Origin of the sequence: Microcystis sp. M061S2, assembly GCF_020245605.1 — a bacterium.
GTDB lineage: Bacteria > Cyanobacteriota > Cyanobacteriia > Cyanobacteriales > Microcystaceae > Microcystis.
In genome coordinates this window covers 1-12,708 of sequence record NZ_JADBUP010000017.1, presented here as the reverse complement: position 1 = coordinate 12,708, position 12,708 = coordinate 1, and the positions used below count along the sequence as shown (strand labels likewise).

The following is a 12,708-nucleotide window of genomic DNA, read 5'->3' as shown; positions in this document are numbered from 1 at the left end:
ATTATGCCTTTTAAACCTCAAACTAAAAAAACTGGCGATCTAGTCCAATCCCAAGACTGGAATGACGCAATAGAAGAACTGCTACGCTTGGAGAAGGATAAGGTAAATCGATCTGGCAATGATAATAAGATCACTGGTCCTCTGACCATTGAGGGTGCTCTCTCGGCTAAAGAAGTTACTTTCAGCGGCGCTCTGACGGTTAATAATATTAGCGTTGTCAAGAATGTAACTATTAGCAGTGACCTGGCTACTCTAGGCAATGTTAGTATCGGAATTCCTACTGCTGAAAATGAAAATCAGTGGGATCGCGTTCTTGATATTAAAGGCACTAGACATACTAAATTATCCATCAGAACTCAGTTTCTCAATATTGATGGGCGAGTCTTAGTACATCATACTGGCTTTTGGGAAGCGCCAGCAGGCATGATGGTCGGCACACACAGCAACCATCCTTTGAGTTTTGCCACGAATTCTCTTACTCGTCTGACGATTCTGAGTAATGGCAATGTCGGCATCGGCACGAAGAGTCCAGTTACTAAGTTAGATATTTCCTCAGCTACTCGTAGTGGAACTCATCCGACAACTGTTAAAGGTTTATATATAACCGGTGATTTTCTGTCTGATCGTGAGGGTGTAGAATTTCGCCATAGCAACGGTATGGAAGGAATTGGCTTTGGCTACAATACTATTTATGCAGCAGGAAGTAAGACTGATCAAGATTTAGGATTGCAAGCAAAAGGGTCAGGAAAAGTTCAGGTTTTTGGAAAATTATCAGTCAGTGGCAATCTGACTGTTAGTGGGAAGGTAAATGATCGCGATATTTCCGCCGATGGATTGAAGTTAGATGCTCACACCCACAACGGGACTGACAGCCAGAAGGTCAAGCATAGTGATTTAACCCTCGATGGGGGAACTAATCCCCACAAGACAACGGCGGCTGATGTCGGCGCTCTCTCGAATAAAGGCGGTACAGTCAGTGGTAGTCTAAGTATTGTTGTTCCTCAACTTCAAGATCAGATTATTGAGGCTTTAGTTTTAGGACCTACTAATGCTTCTAATCTACGATTAGGCTATCATCAAGATTATTCTTTGATTCAATCTCATGGTAGCAAACCTTTGCTTATCAATGGGCCAGGGAATAATGTTGGTATTGGTAGTACAAAAAATCCAGTTGCTAAGTTAGATATTGCCTCGGCTACTCGTACTGGAACTCATCCCACAGCCGTTAAAGGTTTATATATAACCGGTGATTTTAAAGATGATAGTGATGGTGTAGAATTTCGTCATACCAATGGTACTCAAGGAATTGGCTTTGGTTCTAATACTATTTATGCAGCAGGAAGTAATGCTAATCAAGATTTAGGATTGAAAGCAAAAGGGACAGGAGAAGTTAAGGTTACTGGAAATTTATCAGTAACAGGTTCACTTAGCTTTGGTTCATCAATGCGTCAAATGCTTAATTTATACGGAACTGTACATGCAATTGGCGTACAACATAATACCAAATATTTTCGTACCAGTGGCAACTTTGCTTGGTATAAAGGTGGTTCACACAATGATGCTGCATTCAATGCAGGTACTAATGGAACATCCTTAATGACCCTTGATGTAAGTGGTAATCTTTCTGTTCTTGGGATTATTTCTCCAGCAGGAACTGAGAGTAATAAAGATTTAGTATTGAAAGCAAAAGGGACAGGCAAAGTTAAGATTGATAGCAGTGCAATTATTACTGGCAAAGTCGGCATCGGTACAACTGATACCAAAGCTATTTTGGATGTTAATGGTGATGTCAACGTTAGTGGGAAAATAACGGTAAAAAGTATCACTACTTCTGACTGGATAGCACCAACTTTGGAGAACAATTGGCTAAATTGGGGGACTCCCGATAATCCTGCTGGATATTTCAAAGATAGTTTGGGAATAGTTCACCTCAGAGGGGTAGTAAAAAATGGTAGACAGCCTACTATTTTTACGCTTCCTGATACTTACAGACCTGCCTATAGAGAAGTTCACGCAGTTCTAGCCAGTGCTGTACTTGGTCGGGTTGATATTCAGCCTGATGGAAAAGTTGAAGTAGTAACAGGAAATTTTAGCTGGATTTCTTTAGATGGGATTACCTTTAGGGCCAAAGGATGATATTAATCTATGACTGAATTCATTCTCATCACTGGTGATAAAGCCATGTTTAACCCTACCTTCGGACAAGCAATTGTTACCATGCGTCCATTGCGATCGCAGCTCTGGTCAGTTGGCGGGAAATATATCTGGCTTGATCAAATGACCAAAGAACTAAACATTAGCTGTCAAGCTATGATTAAATAATAATAGCGATTACTTTAAACACCTTATCTCTAAAGAAACATGAAGGAACAACCAGAAAAACGCCTCCCCCCAGAATGTTACCAATAGTGAACAACGTCGTTTTATTCTGGGTTATTCTTTAGAACAGCATCTTTTGTTAGTTATCTATGTAGAAAAAGGAAAAATAAACCGTATAATTTCTGCTCGTCAAGCTACTAGAAATGAAAGGAAACTCTATAAACAAACCAGAAGATGAATATAGCTTAAAACTGCATCCCCGTCTTGAAGAGACAATCTCTCTGGATATTCCAAAAGATACCTTAGCCACCATCAAAAAAGTAGCTGCTAATCGAGATATGTCTTATGAAGCACTGCTGAAGTTGTATATTGGACAAGGATTAAGACAGGATTTAACCAAATTGTTTTCTAACCGTATATTAGAGACAACAGCACAGGTTTTAGCCAAGTATATTGACTCAGAAGCAGAAATATCGAATATCATAGAAGAAATCCTTGCTCAAACAACTTATCACTAAAGGAACATGAAAGAACAAATCCAAGAACGCATCCAACAACTCAAAGCCGAATATGAGTCCGGTCAAAAAATGTTAGCTGATCTAGAAACACAAGGGTCTAATCTAAGAACTACTATGCTGCGCATCAGTGGTGCGATTCAAGCATTAGAAGAGTTACTCGCTCAAGCTGAGGAAGAAGAAAATCTCGACGACGCTAAAAAAGTAGAAGTTCTCTCTCAATGAAATAGTTAATATTCCCCAAAACTGCCATGATTCGAAACCTAGTTTTGAGAATAATCAGCTTGCTAGTTGAAACCTTAGCAAGCGTTGTTTCTCCCGCAGAGCAACACATTAAAGCCGGACCGATTGACTCAAATGATAGCAGTAATCTCCCGATTATTGTGCTAACTCCGGGTTACTTTACCATCAGCCAACAACCCGGAGAAAACACCTCTAATCAACCGCGTCCAGAAGAGTTTCGCGAAAAACTGGCTGTCAGCCAAAAAAAACCTTTAGGGCCATATATCTTAGCCAAAACACCGCTACAAGGAACGATTCAGTGTCAAGTTTTCTTTCCTGAAGGTAGCTTAAAAGAAAAGCAAATTTTGCTTCAGGAAAAACAAGACTTTACCATCAATTATAAAACCAAAGAGTGTAACTTTACCTATGATATATCACAGGCAGAAAGTATCTTGTTTATCTACTCGTTTGTCGGGATTTTTAGCCTAAGAAACTTTGAACAAGAACTTTTCATAGAGGTACAAGCTGCAACTATCAATGAACTGGAAGAATTAACGGCTCTCATTGCTGGCTCTATCCTGACTTACCACGACCAATTAATCGATCCTACCTACCAAACAGAATATAATGCGGATTCCCTGAGAATTTTAGCCCAACTGCGACAAATTCAGTTTTTAGCAGGAAATCCAGCCGATACATCCTCAATTAAAATGAAGCTGAAGTTTTTAGTAACTGGTCAACTAAAAGCAACACGAACAATTAGTGAAAACTTCGGTATCATCGAAAAAATTAAGATTATAGAACCAACGGTTAGTCGATAACTTCCCGATCAATTTTGGGTAAACCCTCATCAAATTCTGGCGAAGCCTCTTGCCTCATCTCAACAAGCAATTTAAATACGCGGGCAGCTTAAAAGAGTCTTAAGTAGGTAGGTGTTAAAAGTTGTCAGACACCCCCCTTATCAAGGGGGGATTAAAGGGGGGACTAAGGGGGGATCGGCACCCCCCTTATTAAGGGGGGATCCCCCCGCCTACCGGCACCCCCCTTATCAAGGGGGGCAGGGGGGATCGAAGCTAAAATCCATTTTTAATTTAATTATAACCAGCTACTTAGCTATAGCAGTTATCTTAATGGTGAGGTACGAAGTTGATACCAGCAAGGGAATCTTTAAGAAATTACCCAAAATCCCTGAGTATAGATATTGACGGCGCTAGACTGCCAACGTATAGATAAATACCGTTCCTGGAAGCCCATGACTGTGAGCTACGAAAAAATTACCCCACCGACAACAGGCTCGAAAATTACTTTTTCTGAGGGAAAACCTCTAGTTCCCGACGATCCCATCATTCCCTTCATTCGTGGTGACGGTACGGGAGTCGATATCTGGCCCGCAACCGCAAAAGTTATCGATGCGGCGATCGCCACAGCCTACGGTGGTCAAAGGAAAATCCATTGGTTTAAAGTCTATGCTGGCGATGAAGCTTGCGAAATCTACGGGACCTATCAATATCTACCTCAAGATACATTGACAGCGATTAGAGAATATGGTATTGCCATCAAGGGTCCCTTGACCACTCCCATCGGTGGCGGCATTCGTTCCCTGAATGTGGCTTTGCGGCAAATTTTTGACCTCTATGCCTGTGTTCGTCCCTGTCGTTACTATGCGGGAACCCCTTCCCCCCATAAAACCCCGGAAAAACTCGATGTCATTGTCTATCGGGAAAATACCGAGGATATCTATCTCGGTATCGAATGGAAACAAGGCACGGAAATCGCCGATAAACTGATTAATTATCTCAACACCGAACTAATTCCCGCCACTCCCGAACACGGTAAAAAACAAATTCCCCTCGACGCGGGTATCGGGATCAAACCAATTAGTAAGACGGGTTCCCAAAGATTAGTCCGCCGGGCGATCGAACGAGCGCTGACTTTACCGAAACCGAAAAATCAAGTTACGCTTGTCCACAAGGGTAACATTATGAAATATACGGAAGGGGCGTTCCGGGATTGGGGTTATGAATTAGCTAAAAGTGAATTCCGGGATGTGTGCGTCACCGAGATGGAATCATGGATCCTGAGCAATAAGGAGAAAAACCCCGATCTGACCATTGAAGATAACGCCCGCATGGTGGAACCGGGTTATGATGCCCTCACGGACGAGAAAAAAGCCAAAATCTGCCAAGAAGTGACCAGTGTTCTCGATGCTATCTGGGAAACCCACGGCCATGGCCAGTGGCAAGATAAAATTATGGTCAACGATCGCATTGCCGATAGTATCTTCCAACAGATCCAAACCCGTCCCGATGAATACTCGATCCTCGCCACCATGAACCTGAATGGCGATTATCTCTCCGATGCGGCAGCGGCGATCGTCGGTGGTTTAGGGATGGGACCTGGGGCGAATATTGGCGATACTTGCGCTATTTTTGAGGCAACCCACGGCACGGCCCCTAAACACGCCGGTTTAGACCGAATTAACCCCGGTTCGGTGATTCTTTCCGGGGTGATGATGTTGGAATACATGGGATGGCAAGAAGCGGCCGATTTGATTAAAAAAGGCATCGCAGCAGCGATCGCTAATCGACAAGTTACCTACGATTTAGCGCGTCTGATGGAACCTCCCGTTAATCCTCCCCTGAAATGTTCCGAATTTGCCGACGCGATTATCTCCCATTTTGGGGATTAATTTTCCGGTTAGGGTAGCCTGAAAACTGCCCTATTTTTCGGAAAATCCCCAAAATTACCCCTGCCTCCGTTAATGCAGGCGTTTTAAGCGTTCTTGGAGAATTTGGGCTTGTTTTTCGGCCTCTGCTAAAGCTTGCTTCGTTTTTTGGATTAAAGCTTCTGGAGCTTTTTCGACAAAGCTAGGTTTACTCAGGCGATCGCTAAAACCCTTGATTTCCCCTTCTACTTTAGCTAAATTTTTCGCTAATTTCCCAGCCAATACCGATATATCAACCAATCCGGACAGGGGTATAAGGATTTCTACCGTAGCGACAACACCGGCGATCGCTTGATTGACTTCCTCGGTTAATTTGGCAGTCAAAATTAAGTTTTCAATCTTGGCCAAGTCTTTTAAGTACACTTGTCCGCGTTGCAAAATAGCTAATTCTTGGCTGTTTTCTGTCTGTAAAATTGCCGTGATAGTTGCTCCCGGTTTAATCCCCGCTTCGGCCCGCAAATTACGCAACACCCGAATACTTTCTATTAATAACTCAAAAGTATTTTCTAAGTCTAGATCGATCAGAGAACTATCAGCTATTGGATAGGTTTCTAAAGCCAAAACTTGCTGATTTTCTTTGGTTAAATGATGCCAAATTTCCTCGGTAATATGGGGCATAAAGGGATGTAATAATTTTAATGTCCCTGCCAAGATAAAAGCCAAAGTTTGCCTGGCTGTAGCGCAGGAAACCGATTCTTTATCCTTCCATAAACGAGTTTTTACTAACTCGATATACCAATCACAGAAATCGCGCCAGATAAATTCGTATAGACCTTTAGCCGCTTCCCCCATGCCATAATTTTCTAGATAATCTCTAGTTTTTTGTACTGTTTGATGATAACGAGATAAAATCCAGCGATCGGCTAATTCTAAATTTTCTAAAACTGGTTCTCCCAATTCTTCTGGGGTTTTTCCCTCCAGATTCATCATGACAAAACGGGAAGCATTCCAAATTTTATTGGCAAAATTTCGGGCAGCTTCTACGGATTCCGATTCATCGGTTTTACGGTTATATTGCAGACTGATATCCTGTCCTGCTCCTGCCACTTCTCGAATTAAGGTATATCGTAAAGCATCGGTTCCATATTTATCAATTAAAATTAGGGGATCGATGCCGTTATTGGCAGATTTAGACATCTTTTTGCCGTTTTCATCCCTAACTAAACCGTGAATATACACATCTTTAAAGGGCATTTGTTGCGTAAAATAGCCCGCCATCATCGTCATTCTGGCCACCCAGAAAAAGATAATATCAAAACCAGTGACGAGGGTTGTAGTGGGATAATAGGTGTCTAGATCAAGGGTTTTTTCTGGCCAGCCCATAGTCGAAAATGGCCACAATCCCGAAGAAAACCAAGTATCTAAAACATCGGGGTCTTGTTGAATAATTATATCCTCTCCATACTCCTGTTTAGCCTTGGCTAAAGCGGAGTTTTCATCCTGGGCAACGACGAAGGGAGTATGGTTAGTAATTTCGTTATTAGTTTCACTGATAATGTACCAAGCGGGAATTTGATGACCCCACCACAGTTGTCGAGAAATACACCAATCTTTTAGTTTAACTAACCAATCACGATAAACTTTTGTCCATCTTTCCGGCACAAAACGGGGCGAGTTTTCCTGATCTAAATAGGCTAAAGCTTTTGTGGCTAAAGGTTCGATTTTAACGAACCATTGGGTAGATAAAAGGGGTTCCACGGGAACTTTACCTCGATCGCTATAGGGGACGCTATGGCGATAGGCTTCAATCTTGACTAAAAAGCCGTCTTCATCGAGTTTTTTAACAACATTTTTGCGGGCAACAAAACGATCTTGACCTGCGAATATTCCGGCATTTTCGTTTAAACTGCCGTCTAAATTCATGATATTAATAAAGGCTAAATTATGGCGTTTACCCATCTCAAAATCTTTAGGATCGTGGGCCGGCGTAACTTTGACGCAACCGGTACCGAATTCAGTATCCACCAATTCATCGGCAATAATGGGGATTTCTCGCCCCATTATCGGTAAAGTGACGGTTTTGCCGATTAAATGGCGATAACGGGGGTCTTGCGGGTTGACAGCTACACCAGTATCACCGAGCATGGTTTCAGGCCTTGTGGTGGCCACTTGAAGATAACCGCTACCATCGCTGAGAGGATAGCGAAAATACCAGAGATTTCCCTCAATGTCCTTGTTTTCCACCTCTAAATCGGAAACGGCCGACCGGGATTCGGGACACCAGTTAACTAAGTATTGACCGCGATAGATTAATCCGTCTTGATAAAGTTTGATAAAAGCAGTACGAACAGCATGGGAAAGTCCCTCATCCATGGTGAAACGTTCCCGCGTCCAATCGACGGATACCCCCAAGCGTCGCAGTTGATTAACAATGGTACTACCGGACTCCTCTTTCCATTGCCAAGCGCGTTCGAGGAATTTTTCCCTTCCTAGTTGGTAACGGTCGGTTTTTTCGGCTTTTAATTGGCGATCAAGTATGGCTTGTACTGCAATACTAGCGTGATCCGTACCGGGCAGCCAGAGGGTATTTTTGCCGGTCATGCGCTTGTAGCGAACAAGTGTATCAATCAAGGCACTCTCGAAGGCGTGACCCATGTGGAGACTACCGGTAACATTGGGAGGAGGGATAACTATACAGTAGGTTTCGCCGCCTTTTTCGGGGTTTGCTCTAAATATTTCTTGATTTTCCCAATATTGCTGCCATTTCGTTTCTGTGATCTTAGGATCGTATTGCTTCGATAGTTCCGAGGTCATGGCCAATTCAAGTCTGGATTTAATCACTGTCTTATCTAATCTCATAGAATACCTTATTCGGGGTACGATAGTCAAGACATTTTCGAGGACGATTGTTAATCAAATTTACGGCTCTTTCTATTTCCTCTGGCTTAAGGATTTTCAAATTCGTTTCCTTGGGAAAAAATTGTCTTAATAGTCCATTAGTATGCTCGTTTAATCCCCTCTCCCAAGAATGATAAGGAGTAGCAAAATAAAAATCTGCTCCCAATTTCTGACTCAACTCTTGATGTCCACAAAATTCATTGACCTTGTCACAAGTAAAGGTTTTTCTTTGGTCAGGGGGAATCTCTTGGAAAAGTTTTTCGGTGACAAGGGTTGATTTCCTTGAAGGCATTCATTCCATATATTCCTTTGAGTGGTTTTCTATGAGATACTTGGCATAGTGCAGAAGTTCGTGCTTTAGAGAATCTGGCATTGTCGAAAGTGTTTGTAAGATTTCTGTATCAATATTGATAATTTCTCTGATTAAACGTCAAGTAATTGGTGGATAATGCCATTGTTTTTAGTACAAAAGTAGGTGCTATCAATATTATAGCCTTGTCGGCACAAACATCAAGCGCAAATTGAAGCACTCTAAACCCCACACCCCAGACCCTGCAACCACGAAAAACTTTTTCAGCTAACCCTAATTAAGAGAAGTTATTCATAATGAGTCCACATCTGTATAACTTTGCTGTCTAGGTTTTGAGCGGTCGATAGAACTGACCAATATCTTTAACCAAAAAGTAAATTATGCAAGATTTCTAAACGCTGGTCATCTTCACCAACAATAGCACCATAATAATTTTTTTTATTCTCTAACCAGAGTAATTCAAACTCGATCGCCTTTGGCAAAGCTAAACTAAAATTATCCAAAGCTTGGGGACAATTAAAGATAACTTTGCGCGTCTCGAAGCGGTCAAAATGTCCTTGGCAGAACATTTTGAAAAACGGTAAAGAATGCAGTGACACCCCACCCCCAATAGCAACAGTCAAACCGGCAGCCTTAGCCTTTTTTGCCAAAGGTAAAGCTAGAGCTAAAACTTGCTCGCTATTGACATCCTGACGAGTTAATCCCAAAGAACAGGCTAAATCCATCCGTCCGATGACGATACCATGGAGAGATTTTATCTCTGGAATCGCCAACATTTCCTGAAAATTCTCACAGGCAGTAATCGTTTCAATATTAACTAATAACTCCACATCTTCCACCCGTTGATCAGCTAAAATTCTCCTAGCTGCCCGCAGATATTTTTGTAAAGCGTAGGCTGTTTCTACCATGGGAGCAATCAAGCGATCGACTCCTAAATTAACCGCATCAAAGATATCTCTGATCGCTTCGCAACCGGCGATTTTCAGATTAAAATCTACCCCCGCTGTCAGACTAATTTCTTTCAACCGCATCGCTTCCGTCAGTCGGGTTCCTTCCGTCTCGAATTCCGCTTTTACTCCTGAAACATGGTGATCTTCCCTGAGTTCTCTTAACAGTTCCACCATTTTTTTTTCTAAGGAATTCATGATTTTAATCGTTGAAAATCGGTAACTGCTAGATGAGCCTTGTTGATTATAGCCGATCCGCGAAAAGCCGATAGCTGAGGACTAAGAGACCATAAAAATACCCTAAACAAGGGGACAAGAGCGACAAAATACCGGCATAATGAACAAGGCCGTCTGATTTTTTTCTGGCCACATCCTTTCTATACTACATTCGTAATATAAGTAATTCTCTAGTTAGACTATGCGAACTCACTACTGTGGCGACCTTAGCGCGATCGAAATTGAAAAAAGTGTCACCCTCTTCGGTTGGGTCGATCGCCGTCGCGATCACGGTGGCGTTATTTTTATTGATCTACGGGATCGCAGTGGTATTGTCCAGATCGTCAGTGATCCCCAACGAACCCCCGCTTCCTACCCCATCGCTGAAACCGTCAGAAACGAGTATGTCATCAAGGTGACGGGAACAGTCAGTCAAAGGCCTACCGAATCCCTTAACCCGCGCATTGCCACCGGAGAAATCGAAATTTACGCCACTAGCATCGAGATTCTCAACGGGGTTACTAAACAACTGCCTTTTGTCGTCTCTAGTTCCGAAAGTGAATCGGTCCGGGAAGATGTGCGCTTGCGATACCGCTATCTAGACCTACGCCGGGAGCGTATGAGTCAGAATTTACAACTACGTCACCAAGTTGTCAAAGAAATGCGCCGTTTTCTCGAAGATGAACAGCATTTTATCGAAGTGGAAACGCCAATTTTAACTCGATCGACTCCCGAAGGGGCGCGGGATTATCTGGTTCCTTCCCGGGTCAACCAAGGCCAATGGTACGCTTTACCCCAATCACCGCAACTATTTAAGCAATTATTAATGGTGTCGGGAATGGATCGCTACTATCAAATCGCTCGCTGTTTCCGCGATGAAGATCTGCGCGCTGATCGTCAACCGGAATTTACTCAGTTGGATATGGAGATGAGTTTTCTCTCCTTACCTGAGATTTTAGCCCTAAATGAGGCTTTAATCGCTCATATCTTCAAAAAAGTCAAAAATATTGATATAAGCCTGCCCCTGCCCCGTTTAACCTATGCTGAGGCTATGGATCGCTATGGGGTCGATCGCCCCGATACCCGTTTTGGCTTGGAATTGGTCAATGTGGCGGAGATTTTTGCCGATTCGGGATTTAAGGTGTTTTCAGGTGCGATCGCTAGTGGGGGGACGGTGAAAGTTTTACCGATTCCCAACGGTAACGAGGCGATTTCTAACGTCAGAATCAAACCGGGTGGGGATTTATTCAAAGAAGCCACCGATGCGGGTGCGAAGGGAATCGCCTACATCCGCGTGCGCGAAGACTACGATTTTGATACCATTGGTGCGATTAAAGATAACCTGACAGAGGCACAAAAACAGGCTTTAATCGAGAAGACTGGCGCAAAACCGGGCCATCTGCTGTTATTTGGGGCGGGAGATACCGATACAGTCAATAAATCCCTATCCCGCCTACGCTTAGTTTTAGGGGAACAATTGGGATTAATTGATCCCGAGAAAATCAACCTCCTCTGGGTGACGGATTTCCCGATGTTTGAATACAACACCGAGGAAAAACGCCTAGAAGCATTGCATCATCCCTTTACTGCCCCCAATCCCGAAGATTTAGAGGATCTAGCCCAGGCTCGCGCCCTAGCCTACGATATGATTTTTAATGGTATTGAAATCGGTGGCGGCAGTTTGCGGATCTATCAACGGGAAGTACAGGAAAAAGTCTTCGCCACCATCGGTCTATCCCCAGAGGAAGCCTATAATAAATTCGGCTTTTTGTTAGAAGCTTTTGAATACGGAACCCCTCCCCACGGTGGCATCGCCTACGGTTTAGATCGCTTGGTGATGTTGTTAGCGGGGGAAGAATCAATTCGCGATGTGATTGCTTTCCCGAAAACCCAGCAAGCTAGTTGTTTACTCACTTCTGCACCTTCAACAGTGGCAGCGAAGCAATTAAAGGAATTATCCGTTGCTTCTACCTACAAACCGCCATCCTAAGATTAGGGTGGGCATTGCCCACCTAATTTTTAAAAGTCTGTTGACACCATGCTCTTAAATTCTTTTCTGCTCTCACTTCATCCTCTTTAGCAGTGGCTAAAAATTCATAGAGTTTAGTTTTCGGAACTAGGGGAAAAGTGGGACTAAATTCTCCTTCCTGATAAACCCCCTTTTCTAACCGATAAATGCGCCAGATTTGTCCATTAAAACGCCATAATTCCGGCACTCCCAAACGGGCATAAAGTGCTAATTTATTAATATCCGTGTGGGTTATATCCACTTCCACCACTAAATCTGGGGGCGGATCTTCAGTTAAATTAATTCTTTTTCCTAGCACTTTAGCTTGATTTTGAATATAGTAAGCATTATCCGGTTCTGCTCCTCGTTCTAAATCTTCCCTAGCTAGAGTTGTGGAACCCATACTTTTAATTTTTAAACCCAATTCTACCACCAAAATCCGGATAAATAATCCGATTAATTCTCGGTAAAACTCGTGTTCTTCTAGGGGCATAGTAATCTCTAAAGTGCCACGATCATAAAATAAATGGGCGCGATTATTTTCCCCTAGGGCCTGTAAAATTTGCCGATAGGATAACCAACTGAGATGATTAAAAACTACCCGTTTT

General features: G+C 42.8%; 12 protein-coding genes and 1 pseudogene. 8 read left to right on the top strand and 5 right to left on the bottom strand.

The window, feature by feature from the left end; translation table 11 throughout:
- The first annotated feature begins 3 nt into the window (after positions 1 to 3).
- The 7 genes from IM475_RS02755 (at position 4) to IM475_RS02725 (ending at position 5,745) form a co-directional block, all read left to right on the top strand.
- The gene (locus IM475_RS02755) at positions 4 to 2,136 is read left to right on the top strand and encodes a hypothetical protein (protein WP_287726603.1); all 2,133 of its coding nucleotides are present in this window, start codon (positions 4 to 6) and stop codon (positions 2,134 to 2,136) included.
- 9 nt (positions 2,137 to 2,145) lie between these two features.
- On the top strand, positions 2,146 to 2,322 hold the full coding sequence (locus tag IM475_RS02750; protein WP_287726602.1) for a hypothetical protein: 177 nt from the start codon (positions 2,146 to 2,148) through the stop codon (positions 2,320 to 2,322).
- A gap of 133 nt (positions 2,323 to 2,455) precedes the next feature.
- The gene (locus IM475_RS02745; protein WP_287726601.1) at positions 2,456 to 2,557 is read left to right on the top strand and encodes a BrnT family toxin; all 102 of its coding nucleotides are present in this window, start codon (positions 2,456 to 2,458) and stop codon (positions 2,555 to 2,557) included.
- A complete protein-coding gene (locus IM475_RS02740; protein ID WP_287726600.1) occupies positions 2,523 to 2,837 on the top strand; it encodes a hypothetical protein in 315 nt (104 codons plus the stop codon). The genes IM475_RS02745 and IM475_RS02740 overlap by 35 nt, the downstream gene beginning before the upstream one ends.
- A gap of 6 nt (positions 2,838 to 2,843) precedes the next feature.
- Complete coding sequence (locus IM475_RS02735) at positions 2,844 to 3,059, top strand: hypothetical protein (RefSeq protein ID WP_159254313.1); 216 nt, start codon at positions 2,844 to 2,846, stop codon at positions 3,057 to 3,059.
- Between the two features lie 26 nt (positions 3,060 to 3,085).
- Positions 3,086 to 3,877, top strand: a complete 792-nt coding sequence (locus IM475_RS02730) for a hypothetical protein (RefSeq protein ID WP_287726599.1) — start codon at positions 3,086 to 3,088, stop codon at positions 3,875 to 3,877.
- A gap of 431 nt (positions 3,878 to 4,308) precedes the next feature.
- Positions 4,309 to 5,745, top strand: a complete 1,437-nt coding sequence (locus IM475_RS02725) for an NADP-dependent isocitrate dehydrogenase (protein WP_287726598.1) — start codon at positions 4,309 to 4,311, stop codon at positions 5,743 to 5,745.
- A gap of 69 nt (positions 5,746 to 5,814) precedes the next feature.
- On the opposite strand, the gene IM475_RS02720 is transcribed toward IM475_RS02725, so the two are convergent.
- From IM475_RS02720 to IM475_RS02705, 4 genes and pseudogenes are all read right to left on the bottom strand, one after another.
- Entirely contained in the window at positions 5,815 to 8,535 is a 2,721-nt protein-coding gene (locus IM475_RS02720; RefSeq protein WP_287726597.1) for a valine--tRNA ligase, read from the bottom strand.
- Positions 8,536 to 8,566: 31 nt separating this feature from the next.
- Positions 8,567 to 8,887: pseudogene (locus IM475_RS02715) on the bottom strand (IS30 family transposase); the annotation flags it as partial.
- A gap of 24 nt (positions 8,888 to 8,911) precedes the next feature.
- Positions 8,912 to 9,013, bottom strand: a complete 102-nt coding sequence (locus IM475_RS02710; protein WP_256377588.1) for a DUF2281 domain-containing protein — start codon at positions 9,011 to 9,013, stop codon at positions 8,912 to 8,914.
- A 278-nt stretch (positions 9,014 to 9,291) separates the two neighbouring features.
- Positions 9,292 to 10,074 (bottom strand): aldolase/citrate lyase family protein, encoded by a 783-nt coding sequence (locus tag IM475_RS02705; protein ID WP_287658502.1) that lies wholly within the window; start codon positions 10,072 to 10,074, stop codon positions 9,292 to 9,294.
- Positions 10,075 to 10,294: 220 nt separating this feature from the next.
- Here IM475_RS02705 and aspS point away from each other — a divergent pair, with 220 nt between their 5' ends.
- Positions 10,295 to 12,082 (top strand): aspartate--tRNA ligase, encoded by a 1,788-nt coding sequence (gene aspS, locus IM475_RS02700; RefSeq protein WP_287726596.1) that lies wholly within the window; start codon positions 10,295 to 10,297, stop codon positions 12,080 to 12,082.
- A 22-nt stretch (positions 12,083 to 12,104) separates the two neighbouring features.
- On the opposite strand, the gene IM475_RS02695 is transcribed toward aspS, so the two are convergent.
- Positions 12,105 to 12,708 (bottom strand): Uma2 family endonuclease (locus IM475_RS02695; RefSeq protein ID WP_287726595.1); only part of this gene is annotated, 604 nt, incomplete at its 5' end.